26 protein-coding genes are annotated in these 22,408 nt (G+C 70.6%); 16 read left to right on the top strand and 10 right to left on the bottom strand.

Annotation, left to right across the window (positions count from 1 at the left end; translation table 11 throughout):
- Nucleotides 1–19 precede the first annotated feature (19 nt).
- Both C4K88_RS10400 and C4K88_RS10395 read left to right on the top strand, forming a co-directional pair.
- Complete coding sequence (locus tag C4K88_RS10400) at nucleotides 20–1,033, top strand: Ppx/GppA phosphatase family protein (protein WP_104121552.1); 1,014 nt, start codon at nucleotides 20–22, stop codon at nucleotides 1,031–1,033.
- A 1-nt stretch (nucleotide 1,034) separates the two neighbouring features.
- A complete protein-coding gene (locus C4K88_RS10395) occupies nucleotides 1,035–1,832 on the top strand; it encodes a sugar phosphate isomerase/epimerase family protein (RefSeq protein ID WP_104121551.1) in 798 nt (265 codons plus the stop codon).
- A gap of 97 nt (nucleotides 1,833–1,929) precedes the next feature.
- On the opposite strand, the gene C4K88_RS10390 is transcribed toward C4K88_RS10395, so the two are convergent.
- The gene (locus tag C4K88_RS10390) at nucleotides 1,930–2,811 is read right to left on the bottom strand and encodes an alpha/beta fold hydrolase (RefSeq protein ID WP_104121550.1); all 882 of its coding nucleotides are present in this window, start codon (nucleotides 2,809–2,811) and stop codon (nucleotides 1,930–1,932) included.
- Between the two features lie 63 nt (nucleotides 2,812–2,874).
- Here C4K88_RS10390 and C4K88_RS10385 point away from each other — a divergent pair, with 63 nt between their 5' ends.
- Nucleotides 2,875–3,429 (top strand): TetR/AcrR family transcriptional regulator, encoded by a 555-nt coding sequence (locus C4K88_RS10385; RefSeq protein WP_104121549.1) that lies wholly within the window; start codon nucleotides 2,875–2,877, stop codon nucleotides 3,427–3,429.
- 318 nt (nucleotides 3,430–3,747) lie between these two features.
- Entirely contained in the window at nucleotides 3,748–4,602 is an 855-nt protein-coding gene (gene proC / locus C4K88_RS10380) for a pyrroline-5-carboxylate reductase (RefSeq protein ID WP_104121548.1), read from the top strand.
- Here proC and C4K88_RS10375 read toward each other — a convergent pair.
- The 3 genes from C4K88_RS10375 to C4K88_RS10365 are packed head-to-tail and all read right to left on the bottom strand — an operon-like array spanning nucleotide 4,571 to nucleotide 7,929.
- Nucleotides 4,571–5,851 carry a glycosyltransferase 87 family protein gene (locus tag C4K88_RS10375; protein ID WP_104121547.1) on the bottom strand — a complete coding sequence of 427 codons (1,281 nt, stop codon included), beginning with the start codon at nucleotides 5,849–5,851 and terminating at the stop codon, nucleotides 4,571–4,573. The genes proC and C4K88_RS10375 overlap by 32 nt on opposite strands.
- Nucleotides 5,852–5,855: 4 nt before the next feature.
- Nucleotides 5,856–6,524, bottom strand: a complete 669-nt coding sequence (locus C4K88_RS10370; protein ID WP_104121546.1) for a potassium channel family protein — start codon at nucleotides 6,522–6,524, stop codon at nucleotides 5,856–5,858.
- Nucleotides 6,517–7,929 (bottom strand): TrkH family potassium uptake protein, encoded by a 1,413-nt coding sequence (locus C4K88_RS10365; protein ID WP_104121545.1) that lies wholly within the window; start codon nucleotides 7,927–7,929, stop codon nucleotides 6,517–6,519. Before C4K88_RS10365 ends, C4K88_RS10370 begins: the two co-directional genes overlap by 8 nt.
- 136 nt (nucleotides 7,930–8,065) lie before the next feature.
- On the opposite strand from C4K88_RS10365, the gene C4K88_RS10360 reads away from it, so the two are divergent.
- From C4K88_RS10360 to C4K88_RS10345, 4 genes are all read left to right on the top strand, one after another.
- Nucleotides 8,066–9,268 (top strand): acetoin utilization protein AcuC, encoded by a 1,203-nt coding sequence (locus C4K88_RS10360; RefSeq protein WP_241521828.1) that lies wholly within the window; start codon nucleotides 8,066–8,068, stop codon nucleotides 9,266–9,268.
- Between the two features lie 59 nt (nucleotides 9,269–9,327).
- Entirely contained in the window at nucleotides 9,328–9,867 is a 540-nt protein-coding gene (locus C4K88_RS10355; RefSeq protein ID WP_104121544.1) for an ArsR/SmtB family transcription factor, read from the top strand.
- A 14-nt stretch (nucleotides 9,868–9,881) separates the two neighbouring features.
- Nucleotides 9,882–10,016, top strand: coding sequence for a MerR family transcriptional regulator (locus tag C4K88_RS17615; RefSeq protein WP_438502346.1), 135 nt, complete (start codon nucleotides 9,882–9,884; stop codon nucleotides 10,014–10,016).
- Between the two features lie 193 nt (nucleotides 10,017–10,209).
- Nucleotides 10,210–10,308, top strand: a complete 99-nt coding sequence (locus tag C4K88_RS10345; protein ID WP_003792170.1) for a 30S ribosomal protein bS22 — start codon at nucleotides 10,210–10,212, stop codon at nucleotides 10,306–10,308.
- 92 nt (nucleotides 10,309–10,400) lie between these two features.
- On the opposite strand, the gene C4K88_RS10340 is transcribed toward C4K88_RS10345, so the two are convergent.
- Nucleotides 10,401–11,231, bottom strand: a complete 831-nt coding sequence (locus C4K88_RS10340) for an HAD family hydrolase (protein ID WP_104121543.1) — start codon at nucleotides 11,229–11,231, stop codon at nucleotides 10,401–10,403.
- Between the two features lie 96 nt (nucleotides 11,232–11,327).
- On the opposite strand from C4K88_RS10340, the gene C4K88_RS10335 reads away from it, so the two are divergent.
- Nucleotides 11,328–11,591, top strand: a complete 264-nt coding sequence (locus tag C4K88_RS10335; protein ID WP_174705229.1) for a glutaredoxin family protein — start codon at nucleotides 11,328–11,330, stop codon at nucleotides 11,589–11,591.
- Between the two features lie 205 nt (nucleotides 11,592–11,796).
- A complete protein-coding gene (locus C4K88_RS10330) occupies nucleotides 11,797–12,483 on the top strand; it encodes a redox-sensing transcriptional repressor Rex (RefSeq protein WP_104121542.1) in 687 nt (228 codons plus the stop codon).
- Nucleotides 12,484–12,511: 28 nt separating this feature from the next.
- Here the strand turns inward: C4K88_RS10330 and C4K88_RS10325 are convergent, their stop codons facing one another.
- Both C4K88_RS10325 and C4K88_RS10320 read right to left on the bottom strand, forming a co-directional pair.
- Complete coding sequence (locus C4K88_RS10325; RefSeq protein ID WP_146065668.1) at nucleotides 12,512–13,117, bottom strand: hypothetical protein; 606 nt, start codon at nucleotides 13,115–13,117, stop codon at nucleotides 12,512–12,514.
- Nucleotides 13,118–13,314: 197 nt separating this feature from the next.
- Nucleotides 13,315–13,872, bottom strand: coding sequence for a YceI family protein (locus C4K88_RS10320; protein WP_104121540.1), 558 nt, complete (start codon nucleotides 13,870–13,872; stop codon nucleotides 13,315–13,317).
- A gap of 152 nt (nucleotides 13,873–14,024) precedes the next feature.
- On the opposite strand from C4K88_RS10320, the gene C4K88_RS10315 reads away from it, so the two are divergent.
- From C4K88_RS10315 to ccsB, 5 genes are read left to right on the top strand one after another with little or no spacing between them, the layout of a single operon-like run.
- A complete protein-coding gene (locus tag C4K88_RS10315; protein WP_104121539.1) occupies nucleotides 14,025–14,702 on the top strand; it encodes a histidine phosphatase family protein in 678 nt (225 codons plus the stop codon).
- Between the two features lie 39 nt (nucleotides 14,703–14,741).
- Nucleotides 14,742–15,362, top strand: coding sequence for a TlpA family protein disulfide reductase (locus C4K88_RS10310; protein WP_104121538.1), 621 nt, complete (start codon nucleotides 14,742–14,744; stop codon nucleotides 15,360–15,362).
- A 57-nt stretch (nucleotides 15,363–15,419) separates the two neighbouring features.
- A complete protein-coding gene (locus C4K88_RS10305; RefSeq protein ID WP_104121750.1) occupies nucleotides 15,420–16,175 on the top strand; it encodes a cytochrome c biogenesis CcdA family protein in 756 nt (251 codons plus the stop codon).
- A gap of 13 nt (nucleotides 16,176–16,188) precedes the next feature.
- On the top strand, nucleotides 16,189–17,946 hold the full coding sequence (gene resB / locus C4K88_RS10300; protein ID WP_104121537.1) for a cytochrome c biogenesis protein ResB: 1,758 nt from the start codon (nucleotides 16,189–16,191) through the stop codon (nucleotides 17,944–17,946).
- Complete coding sequence (ccsB, locus tag C4K88_RS10295; RefSeq protein ID WP_104121536.1) at nucleotides 17,946–18,971, top strand: c-type cytochrome biogenesis protein CcsB; 1,026 nt, start codon at nucleotides 17,946–17,948, stop codon at nucleotides 18,969–18,971. The genes resB and ccsB overlap by 1 nt, the downstream gene beginning before the upstream one ends.
- Nucleotides 18,972–19,420: 449 nt before the next feature.
- Here the strand turns inward: ccsB and C4K88_RS10290 are convergent, their stop codons facing one another.
- Entirely contained in the window at nucleotides 19,421–19,867 is a 447-nt protein-coding gene (locus C4K88_RS10290; RefSeq protein ID WP_104121535.1) for a PLD nuclease N-terminal domain-containing protein, read from the bottom strand.
- 30 nt (nucleotides 19,868–19,897) lie between these two features.
- Here C4K88_RS10290 and C4K88_RS17370 point away from each other — a divergent pair, with 30 nt between their 5' ends.
- Nucleotides 19,898–20,203: a DUF4229 domain-containing protein gene (locus tag C4K88_RS17370; RefSeq protein WP_167399020.1), complete on the top strand. Its 306-nt coding sequence runs from the start codon at nucleotides 19,898–19,900 to the stop codon at nucleotides 20,201–20,203.
- Between the two features lie 132 nt (nucleotides 20,204–20,335).
- Here the strand turns inward: C4K88_RS17370 and C4K88_RS10280 are convergent, their stop codons facing one another.
- Nucleotides 20,336–21,223 carry a 1,4-dihydroxy-2-naphthoate polyprenyltransferase gene (locus C4K88_RS10280; protein WP_104121534.1) on the bottom strand — a complete coding sequence of 296 codons (888 nt, stop codon included), beginning with the start codon at nucleotides 21,221–21,223 and terminating at the stop codon, nucleotides 20,336–20,338.
- A 46-nt stretch (nucleotides 21,224–21,269) separates the two neighbouring features.
- Nucleotides 21,270–22,400 (bottom strand): AMP-binding protein, encoded by a 1,131-nt coding sequence (locus C4K88_RS10275; protein WP_241521826.1) that lies wholly within the window; start codon nucleotides 22,398–22,400, stop codon nucleotides 21,270–21,272.
- Nucleotides 22,401–22,408 lie beyond the last annotated feature (8 nt).

The following is a 22,408-nucleotide window of genomic DNA, read 5'->3' as shown; positions in this document are numbered from 1 at the left end:
AGCTGGAAGCGCAGGAACCATGCGGCTAGGCGTACTGGACATAGGCTCGAACACGGTCCATCTGCTTCTCGTGGATGCCCACCCCGGCGGGCGGCCGGTGCCGTTCGCGAGCCACAAGAAGCCCCTGCAGCTGGTGGCCTACCTCGAGGAGGACGGCAGTATCTCGCGGCGGGGGCAGGACGAGCTGGTCGGATTCGTCCGCGAGGCCCGCGCGTTCGCCGCCGGGCACGACGCCGAGGACTTCCTGGCGTTCTGCACCTCCGCCATCAGGGAGGCTGCCAACGGCCGCGCGGTCCTGGACCGCGTGCGCCGGGAGACTGGCGTCGACCTCCAGGAGCTGTCCGGGGACCAGGAGGCCGCGGTGACCTTCCAGGCCGTGCGCCGCTGGTACGGCTGGGGCTCGGAGTCGATCCTCAACCTGGACATCGGCGGCGGCTCGTTCGAGATGGCGATGGGCGCCGACGAACTGCCCGAGGTGGCCCTGTCCGTCCCGCTCGGCGCCGGGCGGCTCACGCGGGACTGGCTGCACGGGGACCCGCCGTCGGCCAAGAGCGTGAAGGAACTGCGCCGCTACATCCGGGCGACCCTGCGGGAGGCCGTCCCCCGCTTCGCCCACCTCGGCACCCCGCATCTCGTGGCGGGGACGTCGAAGACCTTCCGCTCCCTCGCCCGGATCGCGGGCGCCGCGCCGTCGGCCGCCGGGCCGTTCGTCCGCCGCGAGCTGCGCCTCGAGGACCTCGGCCTGTGGACGAAGCGGCTCGCGGCCATGACCGTCGAGGACCGCACCCACCTGGACGGCGTCTCCGAGCTGCGCGCCCCGCAGGTGCTGGCGGGCGCCCTCGTGGCCGAGTCCGCCCTCGACCTCTTCGGCGTCCCGTCCATCAGCATCTGCCCGTGGGCGCTGCGCGAGGGACTGCTGCTGAGGCGCTTCGACGCCAAGATGTTCGACGCCGACGAGCCCCTCCCGGGCGCCGGCGTGGGCCACGTCCAGCTCGACGCGACGTCGCGCGCCCCCGTCGCGCGGGGAGCCTGACGTGGCCGGCGCCGGCGGCCTGCCCGCCATCCCCGTCGCCCTGTCCAGTGCGTCGGTCTACCCGCTCGCGGTGCACGACGCCTTCGCCCTCGCGCAGGACCTCGGGTACGACGGCGTCGAGGTGATGGTCACCAACAACTCGGTCAGCCAGGACCCGCACCAGCTGTCCGCACTGAGCGAGCACTACGAGCTGCCGATCCTCGCGATCCACGCACCGACCCTGCTCCTGACCCAGCAGGTCTGGGGCAGGGCCTGGACGAAGATCGAGATGTCCGCGGCGATGGCCGCGGAGGTGGGTGCCTCGACCGTCGTGACCCATCCGCCGTTCCGCTGGCAGACGGGGTACGCCGAGGAGTTCCCCGAGGGGATCGCGCGCATCGCGACGGAGTACGGCGTCGACATCGCCGTCGAGAACATGTACCCGTGGAAGGTGCGCGGCCGCGAGGCGAAGGCCTACCTGCCGCACTGGAATCCGATCCCCGAGCCGTACGAGCGCATCACCTGGGACTTCTCGCACGCCGCGATCGCCGGCATGGACTCCTACGAGGAGATCAGGACGCTCGGCACAAGGCTCGCGCACGTGCACCTGACCGACGGCACGCCGAACGGCAGGGACGAGCACCTTCTCCCCGGCCAGGGCCAGCAGCGGTGCGCGGAGGCGCTGGGGCACCTGGCGGCGTCGGCGTGGGACGGCGTGGTCGCCGTCGAGGTGAGCACGCGCCGCGCGAAGGGGGCCGGGGAGCGTGAGGACTGGCTCGCGGAGACGCTGCGCTTCGCCCGGAAGCACCTGGGCCACTGACCGGCCCCGATGCGGAATCCCCGCAGGCCCCTGCTCCGAGGCGTCGGCAGGGACCGTCCGCCGCCCGTCCGTCAGGGTCGAGGGCGCCGGCCGCGCCTCATGCGGCGCGTCCGAACCAGTCGAGGGCGAGGTCGGCGACCGCGGCGGGGGCGTCGTCGGTGATGAAGTGCGCGGCATCGTCGACGAACGCGAACTCGACCCGATCGGCGTACCGCTCCTCGTTGCGGCAGATACGGCGCAGGATCTGTTCGCTCCACGGGTAGTCGTCACGGCCGTACACGATGAGGGTTGCCACCGTGAGCCGGCGGCGGCGGTAGGTGCCGCGCATCATGCGCATCGCCTCGGGCAGGATCATGCCGCGAACGAGCGGACGCACCGCGCCGTCGATGGCGGGTCGTTGCAGCGGCGCGAGGTGGGCGTCGACGGTCGCCTCGGACATCGGACGGGTCACGTACGCCGCCGAGAAGACTCCGCGCAGAGAAGCTCCCGGGCGGTGCCAGACGAAGGGGGGCAGGTGCCGGAACCCAGGGATGATCTTCGGGCTGAACGCGAAGAAGGCCGGAGGCACCGCGAGTTGCACTGCCGTCCGGACCCGTTCGGGGTGGTCGTAGGTCAGCTGCATCGCGGTCAGGGCGCCCATGTCGTGGGAGACGACGTGCGCACGCTCGATGCCGAGGACATCGAACAGCGCGAGCAGATCGCGGAGTCGCGTCTCCCGCTCCACCCGTGGGTCGTCCGCCACGGTCCAGCCGGCCCCCCGGAGATCGGGGCACAGGACACGGTAGCCGCGCGCGGCGATGACCGGGGCCACGGCGTGCCACTGCCACCAGTGCTCGGGGAACCCGTGCAGCAGCACGACAGGCTCGCCCTCGCCGACGGCAGCGACGTGCGTCCGCAGGCCGGGCGTGTCGACCACGAAATGGTGGAAACCGGTGGCGTCGGGTAGCGGCGGCGACCAGACCGTGGCAGGTGTGGGCATTGCGACCCCCTTCGTGCCAGGAAACTACTATGTTCATAGTAGATCTCGTGGAGGGGAGAATCCATGCCGGCGACCACCCGTGAGCGCGGACTCGAGGCGGCCGTGGAGCTACTCGGCGCCGAGGGCGTGCGCGCATTGAGCCACGCGCGGGTCGACGAGCGGGCGGGCCTGCCGCCGGGGTCCACCTCGAACTGGTTCCGCACGCGCAGGGCCCTGCTCGGCGGCGTGGTCGACTGGATCGCAGACCGCGAGCGGGCCGATTTCGACCGGACGGCACTGCCCGCCATCGAGGGACCTGACGGACTGATCGACGGCCTGTGCGCCATGGTCGAACTGCAGACGGGCGCTTTCGCCGTGCGGACGCGTGCCCGGTACGTCCTCTTCCTCGAACTCGCCGGCGATCCGGAGCTCGGCGAGCCGCTGCGGAGGCAGCGCCGCGAGTTCGAGGAGTGGACCGAGGCGATCGTCGTCGCCGTCGGCATCCCCGATCCGGTGCCGGCGACCCGGGCGCTCATGGCGCTCGGTGACGGACTGCTCCTGCACCGGCTCACGGTCGACCCCGATCTCGACATCCGCCCAGCCATCGAACGCGCGGTGCGTGGCCTCACGGTCTCCTGATCCGACGCCCAGTCCCGGCCCGACCGCCAAGGCCGGGGCGCCCGATCGTCGGCCGGCTGTCGGCTGTCGGCTGTCAGTGACCTGTCCCGACGGCACCGACCGGACGCGGACCTGGGCCGTCGCCATTAACGAACGATGGCGCCGGTGGTCCGGATGGTGGGGGATCCATCCGGTGCCACCGACGCCGGGCCGGATCAGGAAGTTCCGGCCGCATCACTCGCATCCTTATGAGGTACTCCAACAGTAGTCGGCCTCCATGTGCTGCAACATCACGCACGCTGGGAGTAGCCTGTGAGGCCTCCGTGGCAGGATGGCATCATGACCACTTCCAGCGCCCGGCGCATCGCCTTCCTCGGCTGCGGATCCATGAACGAGTCCATCCTGGCCGGCCTCCTGGCCGCCGGCCTCGACCCCGGGCGGGTCACCGCGACAGTGCGGCGCGCCGAGCGTGCGGCAGAGCTCCGACAGCGGCACGGCATCACGGCACTCGCCACGGCGGACGACGACGCCGCGAACACCACCGCCGTACAGGACGCCGACGCCGTCATCCTCGGGGTGAAGCCCGGGGGCATCGTCGCGCTCGCGCGTGAGATCGGCCCGTTCCTGGCCCCGGACGCCGTCGTCCTCAGCGTCGCCGCCGCCGTCACGACCGCGATGATCGAGGCGGTCCTCCCCGAGGGGCAGCCCGTCATCCGCTCGATGCCGAACACCCCGTCGCGGCTCGGCAGGGGGGTGCTCTCGCTCTCCGCGGGAGCCGCGGCCGGACCGGCGCAGATGGCGCGGGCACGGGACCTCCTGGCGCCCGCCGGGACCGTCGTCGAGATCCCCGAGGAGCAGGTGGACGCCCTGTCGGCCGTCAGCGGGTCCGGGCCGGCGTACGCGTTCTACCTGGCGGAGGCGATGGCCGCGGCCGGCGTCGAGCTGGGCCTCGACGCGGGTCTTGCCGCGCTGATCGCCCGGGAGACCGTCGCGGGTGCCGGTTTCATGCTCGCCGAGGAGGGCGCGGACGCCGCCGCCCTCCGCCGCGCCGTCACCAGCCCCAACGGCACCACGCAGAGCGCCCTCGAGACCTTCGAGGAGCGGGGCCTGCCCGGGATCGTCGCCGACGGGGCCCGCGCAGCCACGGCACGCGCGGCCGAGATCACCCGCGGACTGGCGCCTCCCGCCGGCTGACGGGCCGGAGCGACCACAGGACCAGGAGGGCGACCGGCAGGACCACCCCGAGGCCGGTGAAGAGCCGGAGCGGCAGCGGCCCCTCGCCGGAGACCGCGCCGGTGAGCGTGAGTGTGACGGTGATGGAGGAGAACATCATCACGGGCAGCAGGAGCGCCAGCAGCACCCGGCCCGCCGTGCGTCGTCCGCCCGCCTGCTGCCGCGCCAGGACCCAGCCGGCCGGAAACACGAGGGCGATCCACACCCAGTGGTGGAACCACGAGATGGGCGAGATCGCGAGCATGACGACGGCGTTCGCGGCGATCGCCCGCACGGGGTCGCCGTCGTCGTCCGCCCGGCGGATCGCCCGGTAGCCGACCACGACGACCGCCAGGGACGCCAGGACCCACACGGGGCGCTGCAGGGCCTCGGCGAGGCCCGACTGGGCCACGATCGAGTTTAGGGAGACGTTGTAGAGATCGGCCGTCGCGCCCACCCGCGAGGCGTCGAAGAGCGCGTCGAGCCAGAAGATCGCCGACTCGCGCGGCGCCAGGGCCCAGCCCACGCCGACGGTCGCCGCGAAGGACGCCGCGAGCCAGGCCAGGGAGCGCCAGTCGCGGCGGGCGAGGAACACCAGGCCGAAGGCGAGCGGCGTCAGCTTGATGCCCGCGGCGATCCCGATGAGCACGCCCGAGGGCAGCCGGGTGGAGCGCAGCAGGTCGGCGAGGATCAGTACCATCAGGAGGGCGTTGATCTGGCCGAACCCGAGGCCCTCCCGCCAGGGCCCGCTGACGCCGATGAGCAGCATGGCGGCCAGGACGGCGCCGGGCGCCCATCGCCCGGCACTTGCCAGCACACCGGACGTGCGGAGATAGCGCACGACGACGACCGCCACGCCCACGAGGCACAGGCCGGTCAGGGTGGTGACGATCCCGAGGGCGGCGGCCTCCGGGAGGACCGCGAGGGGGACGAAAAGGAGGGCGGCGAAGGGCGGATAGGTGAAGGGCAGGCCCCGCGTGTCGGTCTGGATCAGGGCGTCGTCGTACAGGTCCTTCTCGCCTGCGCGGCCGAGGAGTGCGAGGGCACCCTCGCGGTAGACCGTCAGATCGAGGCCGTGGATCTGCGCCGCGAGGACAACGGCTGCGAGGACGAACGCGCCGCCGAGCCCCGCGGCCCACCGGCCGGCCCACCGAGGGGCCGCTGCGGCGGGTATCTGACGGCGGGATCCGCTGCGCACCCGCCGCGCCGCTTTCCCGGTGGCCTCCTCCATGCGGCTAGGGCCGGCCGGCAAAACGTTCCAGCAGATCCACGTGCCCGGACACGATCAGCATGTCGCGGCCGGACACCTTGGTGTCGGGGCGCGCGTAGGTGAAGTCCTCGCCCGGCGATTTCACGCCGACCACGGTGACGCCGTACTTGGACCGCACCGCGGACTCCGCGAGGGTGAAGCCCTGGGTCTCCTTCGGCGGGTACATCTTCACGATCGCGAAGCCGTCGTCGAACTCGATGAAGTCGAGCATGCGGCCGCCGACGAGGTGCGCGGCGCGCTGGCCGGCGTCCGCCTCCGGGTAGATCACGTGATTCGCGCCGATGCGCTTGAGGATCTTGCCGTGCGAGGGCGTGATGGCCTTGACCCACAGGTGGTCGATCCCGAGGTCCACCAGGTTGGCGGTGATGAGCACGCTCGATTCGATCGAGGTGCCCACCCCCACGACGGCGGCCGAGAACTCCTGGGCGCCGAGCTGGCGGAGGGCGTCGAGGTTCGTGGCGTCGGCCTCGACGACGTGCGTGAGGATGCCGGAGAATTTCTGCACGAGCTGGGGGTCCCGTTCGATCGCCAGCACTTCCCGCCCCTGGCGGACGAGCTGTTCGGCGGTCGCCGCACCGAACCGGCCGAGGCCGATCACGAGGACGGGTGCGTTGTGGGCGGGTCGTTCAGCCAATGATCGGCCTCTCGTCGGGGTAGCGGTAGAGGGTGCTGCGCTGCCTCAGCGCGAGCGCGGAGGCGAGGGTGATGGTGCCCATGCGCCCGGCGAACATCAGGGCGGACAGGACGTACTTCCCTTCGGGCGGCAGCTCGGCGCTGAGGTTCGTGCTGAGCCCGACGGTCGCGAAGGCGGAGATCACCTCGAAGACCACCCGGTCCAGGGGGTCGTCGGAGATCGCGAGGATGAGCCCGCTCCCGAGCAGCACGAGCGTGGCTCCCATGAAGATCACGGAGATCGCTACGCGCATCGCCCCGGAGGGGATGGTCCGGCCCCACGCGCGGACGTCGGAGTCGCCGCGGGCCTCGGCCACGATGGCGAGGAACATGACGGCGATGGTGGTCACCTTGATACCGCCGGCCGTGGAGGCGGAGCCGCCCCCGGCGAACATGAGGGCGTCCGTCAGGAGCATGGTGGTGGTGTTCATGTCGGACTGGTCCACGAGGTTGAACCCGCCCGAGCGCGTCATCACCGAGGCGAAGAGGGAATGGATGGCCTTGTCGGCGACGCTGAGGGTGCCGATCGTGCGGTCGTTCCACCACTCCAGGAAACCCCAGGCGAACGTCCCGGCCACGAGCAGGATCAGTGAGACGAACACCGTGAGCTTGGCGTGCAGGGTCCACTTGCTGAAGCGGTGGCGCACCTGCACGAGGACCATGATCACCGGGAAGCCGAGGCTGCCGAGGAACACCCCGACCATGAGCGGGACGAGGATCCACAGGTCCGTCTCGTACGGGACCAGCCCGTCGCTGTGCGGGGTGAAGCCTGCGTTGTTGAAGGCGGAGATGGAGTAGAAGACGCCGTGCCAGACGGCCTGCCACCAGGGTTCGCCCAGGATCATGAAGCGGGGGATGAGGACGGCGGCGAGAACGATCTCGATCACCACCGATGTCGTGATGACGATCCGCAGGAGTGTACCGATCTCGCCGAGGCGGCTCGCGTTGTTCAGCGCCTCCTGGGCCAGCAGCTTGCCGCGCACCCCGAGGCGCTTGCTCACGATCAGCGCGAGCAGCGAGGCCAGGGTGAGCGTGCCGAGGCCCCCGATGAAGATGCCCAGCAGGATCACCAGCTGGCCGAAGAAGGACCAGTAGGTGGCCGTGGACACCACGGTGAGGCCCGTGACGCAGACAGCGGACACCGCCGTGAAGAAGGCGTCGTGCAGGGGCACCGCCGTCCCGCTGCTGGTGGACATCGGCAGGCTCAGCAGCGCGGTGAACAGGAGGATCACGGCGCTGAAGATGAAGAGGGCCAGACGCGCGGGCGAGCTGTTCGCGAAGGAGTCGGCGAAGTCGCGGATCGAGGCCAGCAGCCTGATGTACCCGCGGCGATCGTCCGTCAGCCATCGTGGCTGTTGACCTACCATTGACGTCCGCTCTGCCCTGTCCGCTGGTCCTTCCGCCGCACCGGCGCGTAACCATGCCTCATTGTGTCCCTGCAGTAGTAAAGCATCTCACCTGTGTGCGGCGTCGGATCATCCCGCATCGCGTAGCCTTTCAGGAATGTCTACGCATTCACGGTCTGCGGTGCCCGTCCAGGTCGCCTGGGACGAGTCGATGCTGGCCTACGACTTCGGCGGCAAGCACCCCATGAACCCCGAGCGGCTGCACCTGACGGCCCGGCTCGCGCGGGACTGCGGGCTGCTGGACCTCGACGGCGTGACGGTCGCGGCTCCCCCCGTGGCCTCCGACGACGAGCTGGCGACGGTTCACAGCCCGGACTACATCAGGGCCGTCCGGCACGTCAGCAGCAACCCCGGCACCTCCGACGCCGCCCGGGGCCTCGGCACCGAGGACACGCCCGCCTTCGCGGGCATGCACGAGGCCAGTGCCCGGTTGGCCGGCGGGTCGCTCGACGCCGCCGAGGCGATCATCCGGGGCTCCGCCGTCAGGGCCGTCAACTTCGGGGGCGGCATGCACCACGCGGCGCGGTCCCGCGCCAGCGGCTTCTGCATCTACAACGACGCCGCGGCCTCCGTCCAGCGGCTGCTCGACCGCGGAGCCCGCCGCGTCCTGTACATCGACGTCGACGCGCACCACGGGGACGGCACGCAGAGCATCTTCTGGGACGAGCCCCGCGTCATGACGGTCTCCCTGCACGAGACGGGTATGAGCCTGTTCCCGGGCACAGGCTTCGCCGCCGAGACCGGGGGGCCGTCGGCGGAGGGCTATGCGGTGAACGTGGCACTGCCCACCGTCGCCGGGGACGCCGCGATGCTGCGGGCCTTCCACGCCGTCGTGCCGCAGCTCGCCGGGGCCTTCGCGCCCGAGGTCATCGTGAGCCAGCACGGCTGCGACTCCCACCGGGAGGATCCCCTCACGAACCTGCGGGTCAGCGTGGATGCCCAGCACGCGCTGATGGTGGGTGTGCGGGAGCTGGCGGACCGACTCTGCGAGGGGCGGTGGATCGCGACCGGGGGAGGCGGGTACGCCCTGGCCAGCGTGGTGCCGCGGTCGTGGTCGCTGCTCGTCGCCGTGGCCGCCGGCGCGCCGGTGGGCCCCGCCACGCCCGTCCCGCCCGCGTGGCGGGAGTACGTGCTCGAGCGGCACGGCGTCGAGGCGCCCCGCCTGATGGGCGACGGCGCGGACATTTGGTGGCGCTCGTGGGAGGTCGGCTACGACCCCAACGACGATCTCGACCGGACGGTGATGGCCACCCGGAAAGCCCTCTTCCCACTCCACGGACTGGACCCCTGGTTCGACTGACCGGGACCCGCCGGTGGCAGCAGGATGCCGCGCTGCGTATATATCGCTAGGGTAGGCGGATGGGAATCGATGATGTATTCGCCGTCATCGCCGAAGGCACGCGCAGGCAGATCCTCGAGAACCTGCGCGACGGCGACAGGGCGGTGGGGGAGCTCGTGATCGAGCTGCAGGTCAGCCAGCCGACGGTGTCGAAGCACCTGAAGGTGCTGCGCGAGGCGGGCCTGGTGAGCATGCGGGCGCAGGGACAGAAGCGCTACTACTCGCTGGAAACCGCCCCGCTCGGGTTGGTGCGCGACTGGCTGGCCGGGTTCGAACCCGCCGACGCCCCGGTGTCCGTCGGGGCGTTCGAGGAGACCGCCCAGGACGGGCGGTCCGGGGCCCGGACGGTGGCGGACGTCGTCGCGGTGCTCGAGCCGGACACGACCGACGGGCCGGGCGTCGAGGACTCGACGGCGCTGGCGGCGGCGGTCCTGACGGTCCCTCCCGCGGTCGGCGTGCCGGACGCGCCGCGACCGATGGGCCGGACCATGGGCCGGGCGGCGGAGCGGGCCGCGGATCTGCTGTCCCAGCTGCGCCGGCGGCGCGACCCGTCGTCGTAGGAACGACCGCGACGATGACCGTGTACAGGCTCGTGCACGCCGGGGAGCCGCCCGCCGTCCGGTTCGGCCCCTCCTGCCGGGTCCCCGAGTCGGCGGCCGAGGGGTTCCTCCGCCGCGCGCAGGCCGACGGGCAGTCCGAGACCGGCTGATCGTTGCTCGTCCGTCGGTTCCCCAAACGGATGTACCCTGTTAAGGAGCGTTTTGGGTGGGTTTCGAGCCTGCCCGACTTAGTGCATCACACGGGCAACTGCCACCAGGCATGCGTCTTTCGTCATCACCAGGGCGTGCCTCGAGCTTTTCGCCGCAGTCCGCCCTGGCAACACAACAGTTTGTGAGGACTCTATGGGTTCAGTAATCAAGAAGCGCCGCAAGCGTATGGCAAAGAAGAAGCACCGCAAGCTGCTTCGCAAGACCCGTCACCAGCGCCGCAACAAGAAGTAGTCAGGCGCCCGGCCATGAGCCGGAGTGTGCCGACCGGCCCGGATTCCCGCCTTCGCGGCGTGGAAGCCGGGCCGTCGTCGTCTGCGGGCCCCTCAGGCGTCGGTGCGGGGACCGGGGCCCCTGAACCGTGAGTATCCGCGCCACAGTCCGTAGACAGAACCGAGGACGGTGGCGGTGCGCAGGCCGAGGGTCGCGGCCCGCCGTCCGCTGCGGAAGTCGTAGACGGGCCAGTGGTTCGCGCGGGCATGGCGGCGGAGCCGGGTGTCCGGGTTGATGGCCACCGGATGCCCGACCGCGCTCAGCAGCGGGATGTCGTTGTAGGAGTCGCTGTAGCCCCAGCAGCGCGAGAGATCGAGGTTTTCCCGCTGCGCCAGGTCCAGCACCGCTGCCGCCTTCGCAGGGCCGTGCAGGAACTCGCCGACCAGCTTGCCGGTGTACAGCCCGTCCGCGACCTCCCCCACCGTCCCGAGGGCACCCGTGAGGCCGAGGCGGCTCGCGATCACGCCGGCCACCTCCACGGGGGTGCCGGTCACCAGCCAGACCTGCCGGTGCGAGGCCAGGTGCTGTTCCGCCAGGGCGCGCGCGCCGGGCCAGATCTTCGAGGCGATCATCTCGTCGTAGACCTCCTCGCCCAGGGCGAGGATGTCCTCGTGGGCGAGCCCGATGGCGAAGGCGAGGGCGGCATCGCGCACCGAATTGACGTCCGTCATCGTCTCGCCCCGCATGATGAAGCGGAGCTGCTTCCAGGCCAGGCCCGCGGCGAAGCGCAGGGTGAAGGCCTTGCGCTGGTACATCTTGCGGCCCACGTGGAAGAGGCTCGCGCCGCGCATCAGGGTGTTGTCCACGTCGAAGAAGGCCGCTTCGCCCGCGACGGTCGCCGAAGGCTGGAGGAGGGGGTGCGAGACCCGGGCGACGTCCGGCATGGCCCGAGTCTAGTTCTTCCCTGCGGTCCCGGGCGGCTTCGTCCGCCCGGACGGGCGTCTGCTGCCTACGCCGCACGGGCGCAGTACCGTGGAGGGATGGAAACGTCCGCGGAGCTGCCCGGTGCCGGCGTCGTACTCCTCACCCGGGCCGGGTGCCACCTCTGCGAGGACGCCCGCGTCGTCGTGCGGCGGGTGACGGCCGACCTCGGCCTGGACTGGCGCGAGGTGAGCGCGGCCGAGGCTCCGGGCCTCGGCGCCCGGTTCGCGGAGGAACTGCCCGTCCTGTTCATCGACGGCGTCCAGCGTGACTTCTGGTCGATCGACGAGTCGAGGCTCAGGCGGCTGCTGACGGATCCCTGACGGGTCCCTGACAGGCCGGTGAACGCATGCCCAGCCGCCGCTCGCCGCCGCTCGCCGCCGCTCGTCGTCCGGCTTGGAGGCCCCGCTCCGGCGGCATACAGTGGTGGTACTTCCGCCCCCGACGCCGAGGGATCACGGAACCGCGGCTCCCGGACCGGGCGCCGCGGTGCTAGCAACGGAGCCGATCACAGTGACAACGCCGGACATGCCAGGCCTCCACCGCGTGGAGGATGCGGCGCGCCACATCCCTCCTGCCTCACTCGCCCGTCTCACCATCTACCTGCGGGCGCTGAACTCCCTGCTCGCGGAAGGCATCGAACGGGTGTCCTCCGAGGAACTCGCGGACGCCGCCGGAGTGAACTCGCCCAAGCTCCGCAAGGACCTCTCCTACCTCGGGTCCTACGGCACCCGGGGCGTGGGTTACGACGTCCAGTACCTCAACCGGCAGATCTCCGCCGCCCTCGGGCTGACGCTCGACTGGCGCGTCGCCATCCTCGGCGCGGGCAACCTGGGACGGGCCCTGGCCGGGTACTCCGGCTTCGCTTCGCGGGGCTTCGAGATCGTGGCGCTCTTCGACGCCGACCAGCTGGTCGTCGGCTCCGAGGTGGGCTACCTCCGGGTCAGTGCCGTGGACGACCTCGAGGCCGTGCTCGGGCGCACCCGCACCAACATGGCGGTGCTCGCGGTTCCCGCGGCGGTCGCGCAGGAGCTGTGTGACCGCCTCGTCGCTGCCGGGATCTCGAGCATCCTCAGCTTCGCGCCCGTGGTGCTGCAGGTGCCGCCTCACGTCCAGCTGCGCAAGGTGGACATGTCCACCGAACTGGAGATCCTGGCCTATCACGCACAAAGGGCGCAGGAGCCGGACCTCGGTCCGATCTCCCGCGCCCAGTAGGCCGGCAGATCCGGCTACGCGCCCGCGCTCAGTACCCGAGCCTCTGCGGAGCGAAGTACGGCCGCGCGGGCTTGAGGTAGGTGAAGACGACGCCCACCACGAGGAGGAGCGTCACCAGCACGCTGGACACCAGCGAGATCACGGATGTCTCGGGCACGGCCTGTCCGGACGACTCCGCGGCGGCGGCGAGCATGGGCACCAGCAGGAGGGTGCCGAGCGTGCCGAGCACGCTGAGTGCGGCGAGGACCGTCGCGGTGATGCGTGCCCAGTTCCGCCCCCTGCGGATGAAGACGGCCACGAGGACGTACAGGGCGGCGATGATCACCGAGATGACGAGGCCGATGCCCACTCCGACCGCGGCTCCCGCCACGTCCGGCACCTCGGTCGTCAGGAGGGAGATGATGCTCACCAGCAGGTAGACGATGCCCGCGGCGAGGATGAGGTAGTACGCCCGGTCGACCTCCTTGGGCGCCGGTCCCTTCTCGACGACGCCGGGCGCGCCCTGGGTGGGGTAGGCGTAGCTCGGGGACTGGGGCTGCTGGGAATAGGGGCCCTGGCCGCTGCCGGCCGACCCCGGTGAATCCCAGGCGGGCCCGTTGTTCTGGCCGTTCGGGTTGTCCTGTGGTGTGCTCATCGTCGCGCCCTCCGCTGATCGGATCGTGGTCATCCGGCCGGTGGTGCCCCCATGGACGCGCCCACCACGGATGTGGTCGCTACCAGCCTAGTTCGAGGCGCCGGGCGGGGGCAGGAGGAAACGCCGACGGCCGGCGTCGCCGCTGAGGACGACGCCGGCCGTCGGGCCGGGTGCCGGGCGCGGGCCCGGGCGGTGGATCAGACCGTGGCGACCGCGGGGGCCACGAAGGCGGCCTCGATGGTGATGGTCACCTTGTCCCCGACGAGGACGCCGCCGGCTTCGAGGGCGGCGTTCCAGGTGAGGCCGAAGTCCTTGCGGGAGATGCTCGTCGAGGCGGAGACCCCGGCGCGGGTGGCCCCGAAGGGGTCCACGGCCACGCCGTTGAACTCGGCCTCGAGGACCACCGGCTTGGTGATGCCGCGGATCGTGAGGTCACCGTTGATCCTGTACGTCTCGCCGGAGCCCTCGTGGGAGGTGGAGACGAAGGTCATCTCCGGGAACTGCTCGACGTCGAAGAAGTCGGCGCCGCGCACATGGGCGTCACGGTTCTCGTCGCCGGAGGTGAAGGAGGCGGTCCTGATGGTCGCCGAGATACTTGAGTCCTCGAGGGACGAGCCGACGGTGAGGGCGGCGTCGACGTCCTGGAAGGAGCCACGGACCTTGCTGATGCCTGCATGGCGGACGCTGAAGCCCACCTCGCTGTGCGAAGGGTCGAAGGACCACGTGCCGGAGGTGAGGCCTGAGGGAACAGTCATGGGAGAACTCCTGGGAAGAGTAGCTGGCGGATGCTTACAGGGACTAGAAGCATGCATATGCATGTTTTATTCCATGGATCGGTCAAAGGTTCAACTGATGCGCGTTCACGTGCCGATTGGCCGTCCCACGGAGCATGGGCGAAACTGGAGGGATGCAGCGATCAACCGTCCACCTGGTCCGCCACGGTGAGGTCCACAACCCCGAAGGAGTCCTCTACGGGCGGCTCCCCGAGTTCCATCTCTCCGGTCTCGGCCGCCAGATGGCCGCACAGGTGGCCCGGCACTTCCTGGCGCGACGCGACGATGGCGCCGACCTCGTGCACCTCGTCGCCTCGCCGCTCGACCGCGCGCAGGAGACCGCACAGCCGCTCGCGGACGTCCTCGGGCTCGCCATCGTCACCGACGGCCGCATCATCGAGGCGGAGAACCGCTTCGAGGGCCTGTCGGGGATCAAGAGCCGGATCCGGCAGCCGCGCCACTGGCCCTTCCTGCTCAACCCGCTCCGCCCCTCCTGGGGCGAGCCCTACCGGGAGCAGGTCGACCGCATGATGGCGGGCGTCCACGACGCGCGCCGCCTGGCCCTCGAGCTCAGTGCCGACAAGGGGGAGGGCCGCCCCGCGGAGGCCATCTTGGTCAGCCATCAGCTCCCCATCTGGGTGACGAGGCTCGCCGCCGAGCACCGCCGGCTCTGGCACGACCCGCGCCAGCGCGAGTGCACGCTCACCTCCGTCACGTCCCTCGAGTTCGACGGCGACACCATCCGGCGCGTGCGCTACGCCGAGCCGTGCGCGGACCTGCTGCCCGAGGCGGCGAATGTCCCCGGCGCGTAATAGAATTACTACACGTCGTAGAAATCAACGGAAGAAGCCGTGACACCACCCGTCCGTCCCGCACCGCGCCGCCGCCCCCTCACGCTGCGCCTGGCGCTGGCCTTCGCCGTGCCGGTCTCGCTGGCACTGGCGTCCTGTGCGGCGGAAGACCCGCTGGCACAGCAGGCCACCGCGGGCGACGGCAAGAACTACATCGCGGGTGATGGCTCGGTCACCGAGTACGCGGCGAGCGACAGGGGAGAGCCCGTCGAGGTCGCGGGCACCCTGTTCGACGGCACCTCCGTGTCGAGCTCCGAGTGGGACGGCCAGGTCACCGTGCTGAACTTCTGGTATGCCTCCTGCGCCCCCTGCCGTGAGGAAGCCCCCGACCTCGTCTCGCTGCACGACGACTACGCGCCGGAGGGCGCCGTCTTCTACGGCGTGAACATCCGCGACGAGAAGGCCACGGCGGAAGCCTTCGAGCGCAGCTTCGACATCCCGTACCAGAGCTTCGCCGACAAGGACGGCGGGGTGCTGCTCGACATGACGCAGTACGTGCCGCCCCAGGCGGTTCCCACCACGATCGTGCTGGACCGTGAGGGGCGCGTCTCGGCGCGCATCCTCGGACTCGCGGACCGCAGCACGCTCAAGGCCCTGATCTCCGATGCCCTCGCCGAATAGCGCGCCGGGCCGGGCGGGCCGATGACGGGGGCGCTGGCCGCGTCGATGCCCCTCGCCGTGGGCAACGCCTTCGCCGATGCCGTCCTGAACGGCTCCATGCTCCTGGCCTTGCCCGTCGCCCTCCTGGCGGGTCTCGTGTCGTTCGTCTCACCCTGCGTCCTCCCCCTGGTCCCCGGCTACCTCGGGTACGTCACCGGCCTGACCGGCGTCGACCTCGAGAAGCAGAAGAGGGGCCGCATGCTGGCCGGGATCGGCCTGTTCGTCCTCGGCTTCTCGGTGGTCTTCATGGCCTACGGGACGCTGTTCGGCCAGCTCGGAGCCTTCCTGCGGGTCTCGCAGGGGTGGCTCCTCCAGGTCCTCGGCGTCGTCGTGATCCTCCTGGGCATCATCTTCATGGGAGGGTTCTCCTGGTTCCAGCGGGAGAGCCGCGTGCACGCCAGGGTCCCGGCAGGGCTCCTGGGTGCGCCGCTGCTCGGGGTGACCTTCGGGCTCGGGTGGGCGCCGTGCATCGGGCCGACCCTGGGTGCGGTGCAGCTGCTCGCCATCTCCGGCAACGACGCCACGGCCCTGAAGGGCGCTGTCCTGACCTTCGTGTACTGCCTCGGGCTCGGGCTGCCTTTCCTGCTGATCGCCCTCGGCGTACGGCGGGGCATGGGCGCGCTCGCGTTCTTCCGGAGGCACCGGCTCGTACTGCAGCGCTCCGGGGGAGGGCTCCTCGTCCTCGTGGGAGTCCTCATGGTCACGGGCGTCTGGAACCTCTGGATCACGCAGCTGCAGGATCTGCTGATCGGCAACGTCGTCCTCCCGATCTGATGGGGAGCGCGGCATGGAATCGAATCGACTTGATGGAAGGCCCACAGTGAAGCAGGACGTCACGCAGGACACGACGGAGAGGCCGGGCACCCCGGAGACCCAGTCTGACGTCGTCCTGCCCTCCCTGGGGTTCTTCGGAACGCTCCGGTGGGCATGGACGCAGCTGACGAGCATGCGCACCGCGCTGTTCCTGCTCCTGCTGCTCGCCGTCGCCGCGGTTCCCGGCTCGCTGTTCCCGCAGCGCCCCGCGAACCCCGCCGTCGTCACGCAGTACATACAGGACAACCCGGACACCGGGCCCATCCTCGACTGGTTCCAGCTCTTCGACGTCTACTCGTCGGTCTGGTTCTCCGCCATCTACCTCCTGCTCTTCATCTCCCTCATCGGCTGCGTGATCCCCCGTGCGATCGCGCACTTCCGGGCGGTGCGCTCGAAGCCGCCGCGCACGCCGAAGCGGCTCTCGCGCCTGCCCGTGCACGGCATGCTCGAGGTGCCGGCGGACCAGGCGCGCCGGACCGGACTCACCCCGGCCACTGCCGCCGAGCAGGCCGCGGTCATGCTCCGGAAGCGCGGCTACCGCGTGGACGTCCGGGACGCGAGTACGGACCGCCCCTCGGTGGGCGCCGAACGCGGACTCGCCAAGGAACTCGGCAACCTCGTGTTCCACACCTCCCTCATCGGGGTCCTCGTGTCGGTCGCCGTCGGCGGATTGTTCGGCTACAACGGCCAGAAGATCGTCGTCGAGGGTGACAGCTTCGTCAACACCCTGATCGGCTACGACTCCTTCAGCCCGGGCTCCAACTTCTCCGACGACCGGCTCGAGCCGTACTCCCTCCGCCTGGACTCCTTCGACGTCCGCTTCGACCGCGAGCAGGAGAGCCACTACGGGCAGCCGCTGGACTTCACCGCGAACGTGACCACGCAGGACGGCCCGGGTGCACCCGAGGAGGCCCAGGTCCTCAAGGTCAACGCGCCGATCACGATCGGCGGGACGAATGTCTACCTCGTCGGCAACGGCTACGCGCCCATGGTCACGGTGCGCGACGGCGAGGGCAACATCGCCTCCGAGGGCCCCGTCGTCTCGGTGCCGTCGGACGGCCTCTACACGTCGCTGATCGTCATCAAGGCCCCGGACGCCAAGCCGGACCAGCTCGGGTTCGTCGGGTTCTTCCTCCCCACGGCGTTCGTGGACGAGCAGGGGGTGTCCTTCTCCCGGGACCCGGACCCCTTCAACCCGCAGCTCAACCTGAACTCCTACTACGGCGATCTCGGGCTCGACGACGGCACGCCGGAGAACGTGTACGTCCTGGACACCGCGGACCTCACCGAGCTGAACAGCCGTACCAGCGACGACGGCGGGATCGTGCTCGGCGTGGGCCAGACCTTCGACCTCCCCGAGGGCAAGGGATCGGTCACGTTCGACGGGCTGAAGCGGTACGTGGCCCTCGACATCCACCACGACCCCGGGGAGGTCGGCGCGCTCGTCTTCTCGACGCTCGCGCTGCTCGGCCTGACGGCGTCCCTGTTCATCGGGCGCCGTAGGCTCTGGGTCCGCACGGGGGAGCACCCCGACGGCCGTCTCGTGGTCGAGTACGGCCTGCTCGCGCGCGGCGAGGACCACCGGCTGCCCGCGGAGGGACAGGCCGTGGAGAAGCTGCTCGCGGATCGATGGTTGGAACCGCAGGGCGGCGCAGGAGAACATAAGGTGCCGGAGGCCGCGTCGTCGGCAGCAGGCACGGGGCAGTCGCACCACAACGCAAAGGACAACTGATGCCACAACCAGTCAACGCAGAGCTCGGGCAGGCCAGTGAGCTCTTCATGCTGCTGGCCTCCATCGCCTACGTGGCGGCCCTGATCTTCTTCGTGCTCGATCTCGTGCGCTCGAGCACGACCATCGGCTCGCTCGAGACCCGGCTCGCCCAGGAGAAAGCCACACCGGCCCTCGCCGGCGTGGGCGCACGCGGCGGCTCGACGTCGGCCGCCGTGCCGACCGGTCCCGCCACCGCCGACGACTCGATGGACTACGGCTCCGGGCCGCGGCGAGGAGCCGCGCGTATCGCCGTCGCGCTGACGGTGCTGGCCGCCGTCATCCATGGCGCCGCCGTCGTCACCCGCGGCATCGCCGCGAATCGCGTGCCGTGGGGCAACATGTACGAGTTCTGCACCACGGGAGCGTTCCTCGTGTCCGTGATCTTCCTGGTCACCCTCACCCGCAAGGACCTCCGCTTCGTCGGGTCCTTCGTGGTGGGCCTCGTCGTCGTCATGCTGTGTGCGGCCACCGTCGGGTTCCCGACGCCCGTCGCCCGGCTGATCCCGGCGCTGCAGAGCTACTGGCTGATCGTGCACGTGTCCATCGCGGTGGCCTCCTCCGCGCTGTTCACCATCACGTTCGCGATGTCGGTGCTGCAACTCCTGCAGTCCTCCCGCGAGACCAAACTCCTCGCGGGCAAGGCGGACACGGCCAGGTTCCTGCGCCTCGTGCCGTCCGCGCTGAGCCTCGAGAACCTGTCCTACCGCCTCAACGCCATCGCGTTCGTGGGCTGGACCTTCACCCTCATGGCCGGTGCCATCTGGGCCGAGCAGGCCTGGGGCCGGTACTGGGGCTGGGACACCAAGGAGGTCTGGACCTTCGTGATCTGGACCGTGTACGCCGGCTACCTCCACGCCCGCGCGACGCGCGGCTGGACGGGGACGCGTGCTGCGTGGCTGTCGATCGTCGGCTACCTCTGCATCGTCTTCAACTTCACGATCGTGAACATCTACTTCTCGGGCCTCCACAGCTACTCGGGGGTCTAGAGGCCACTGCAGGCCACTGCGCAGGATCGGGCCCGCCGCCCGGACACACGAGAGCCCCGCAGCTTCGGCTGCGGGGCTCTCGTGCGTCCAGGGCTCTCGCGTCCGGCGTTTCCGGGTGTCTCTGTGTCCGGCGTCGGGCATGCCCACTGGACGGGGTGAGTCGGTGGGCATGCCCGTCATGCAGAGCAGGGCAGGTCTGTCATGCAGAGCCGGGCGGGTCTGTCGGGCAGGCACGGCGGGTGAGGCGCGAGAGGGCGAGGAACCGGCGTCCGGCTTCGCATCTGCCTACTGGACGGGGTGAGTCGGTGGGCATAGGCAGACATGCGCACTGAAGTCCGCGAGTCGGTGGGCAGTTCTGTCGTGCAGAGCAGAGCAGGGCAGGTGAGTCGGTGGGCATACCTGTCGTGCAGGGCTTGAGGGGAGTGGCGCGGGGGCAGAGAGCCACCCCGTCAGGGCTGGTGCGCTCCCGTGGGGCCCGATCCGGCGTCGTCGTTGCCGTCGCCGTCGTGCTTGCCGTCCTGCGCGGGCTTGTTCGTCCCGGCATCGCGGGCCTTGGCCTCGCGCTCCTTCTGCTCCTGCTCGCGGCGACGCCTCTCCTGATCGCGGGCCTGCTGCCAGCGCTGGGCTTCGAGGTTCTGCAGGAAGGCGGGATCGTCGTCGGGGGCCGTCGGCTGGCGGGGCGCCGGGCGGCGCGGACCCGGGGGCCGCTCGCCACGCGGACGGCCGAGCAGGAACCACATCCCCGCTCCGATGAGTGGCAGGAGCAGGATCGTGATGAACCACGCGGTCTTCGAGATGCTCCGCACTTCGTGTTTTCGGCTCATCACGCAGTCGATCAGCGCATATATGACGACGGCGACTCCGAGGATCGCGGCGAACAGCAGGAGGCGGGGCATGCGCTAATTGTAGGCGAGTAAACTTGGAGCGTGGCCTTCCTCAAATTCACCGCCCTCCGACTGCTCCTGATCCTCGTCTTCTACGTGGCGTGCGTTCAGCTGGGCCTCGGACTGGTCCTCTCGGCAGTCGTGGCCGCCATCCTCGCGTGGTGCGTCACTTACCTGTTCGCCCGGGATCTCCGGAATGCCGCTGCGGCCACCCTGCAGCGCCACATGACGCCCGGCGCCCCTCCGGTGCGGACGGCGGTCGAGCTCGACGACGCCGCCGCCGAGGACGCCCTCGACCCCAACACACCGGTCAACGCCGACCGCAAGCCCCGCCGCGACGCCGCCTGAGGCCAGCCCCGCCGCGACGACGCCTGATGCAAGCCACGACCGCAAGCCCCGCCGCGACGCCGCCTGAGGCCAGCCGCGGCCGGGAGCCCCGGCGAGGGCCTGCGCGATGACGAGGCCCACCGTAGCCTGTGGCTAGGCGAGGGTGCGGGTGAGGACGATGCCCGCCGCGAACAGGATGCTGAAGGCCAGGTTGATCAGCCCGGTCTGCTTCAGGACGGGGATCAGGGTCATGCGCTCGGTGCCGGTGAGCATCAGCCGGCTCGGCAGGATGCCCGCCGGGACGAGCAGCAGGACGAGCAACATCCACGGGTACTCGCCGGTCAGGAACAGCGGCAGCAGGACGGCGGCGGCCAGCATCATCACGTAGCTGATTCGCGCGGCCGTGTCGCCGAGCCTCACGGCCAGGGTCTTCTTCCCGACGGCGGTGTCGGTCGGGATGTCCCGGACGTTGTTGGCCATGAGCAGGGCCATGGCGATCAGTCCGGTGCTCACCGCGCCGATCCAGGCGGCCGCGCTGAGCTGGCCCGCCTGCGTGAATGTGGTGCCGAGGGTCGCGACGAGCCCGAAGAACACGAAGACGAACACGTCGCCCAGCCCGAGGTAGCCGTACGGGTTCTTCCCGCCCGTGTAGCCCCATGCGGCCGCGATGCAGCCTACGCCGACGAGCAGCAGGACCAGCGACGCCTGCGACAGCAGGATCAGGGCCAGCCCTGCGAGCATGGCCACGCCGAAGCACGCGAAGGCCGCGAACTTCACGTGCCGGGGTTGCGCGGCCCCCGACCCGGTCAGGCGGAGCGGTCCCACGCGGACGTCGTCCGTCCCGCGGATGCCGTCCGAGTAGTCGTTCGCATAGTTCACGCCGACCTGCAGCAGCACCGAGACGATCAGCGCGAGCGCGGCGTTGAGGGGTTTGAAGGCTCCGAGGCCGAAGGCCGCGGCGCTGCCGACGATCACGGGGGCGAACGCCATCGGCAGTGTGCGGGGGCGGGCTCCTTCGAGCCACTGAGCGGCAGTCGCCACGGGTCAGTCCTTCGGGATCGGGTGATGCGGGAGCGCCTGCGGGCGCCTAGGCGCGTTCGAGGAGCGTATGGATGGTGCGGCGGTCGGGCTTGCCGCCCGGCAGCAGGGGAAGGGCGTCGAGGGTGACGATCGACTTGGGGACCGCGTGTGCCCCCAGTTCCACGTGGACCGCCTGCCGGATGAGCTCGGCGTCGACATCGCCGACGATCGCGGCGGCCACCGCCGTGCCCCACTCCTCGCTGCGGATCCCGAGCACCAGGGCCTGTTCGACGCCGGGCACCGCCTGGATGACGTCGGAGACCCTCGTGGCCGAGACCTTCAGCGCCCCCGTGATGATGACGTCGTCGAGCCGGCCGTGGACGGTCACGGAACCGTCCGTCGCCACGTCCCCGGCGTCGTCGGTCACGAACCAACGCTGACCGGAGTTGAAGACGAATCGCTCCTCGGTGAGGCCGGGCGCGTCGAGGTAGCCGTCGGCGAGGACGGCGCCGCCGATGCGCAACCGGCCCTCCACGGAGCGGAGCTCGACGCCGTCGAGCGGTGTGCCGTCGTACACGCACCCGCCGCAGGTCTCGCTCATGCCGTACGTCTCGACGATCTTCAGGTCCTGACTGCGGGCGAGGGAGCGCAGGGACGCCCCGGCCGGCGCTCCTCCGAGGAGAATCGCGTCGAAGCGGCGCAGGAGCCGCAAGGTCTCCGGCGTCGGATCGGTCAGCAGCCGGTGGAGCTGGGTGGGCACCAGGGACGTGAAGCGGACGCGGTCGGTCAGTTCGCCCGCGGCGTCCGTGAACGCCTGGGGCGTGAATCCCCCGGAGGTGTCCATGACCCAGGGCTGCGTCCCGGCGTACAGGGAGCGCACGAGGACCTGGAATCCCGCGACGTAGTGCACGGGCAGCGTGAGGAGCCACTGGCCCTCCGCCTGCAGGGCGAGCGCGGTGCCCATCGCCGAGGCCGCGAGGGCGTCCACGCTGAGCATGGTCTGCTTGGGGGTCCCGGTGGATCCCGAGGTGCTGATGATCGCCGCGATCTCGTCATTGGGCAGTTCCCCGCCGAACACCTGATCGGGCATCACATGGGGGGCGACGGCGGGACCCTCGCCGGCGAGGGCGGCGGCGAGGGGCTTGAGCAGCCCGAGGGCGTCGAAGCCCTCGGGGGTGTGCACGGGGAGGAGTTCCACGGCTGCTC

The sequence above is a fragment of the Arthrobacter pityocampae genome (assembly GCF_002927275.1).
In the GTDB taxonomy this organism is placed as follows: domain Bacteria; phylum Actinomycetota; class Actinomycetes; order Actinomycetales; family Micrococcaceae; genus Arthrobacter_D; species Arthrobacter_D pityocampae.
The sequence above is the reverse complement of the archived record's forward strand: the minus strand, read 5'-3'. Positions and strand labels throughout refer to the sequence as shown.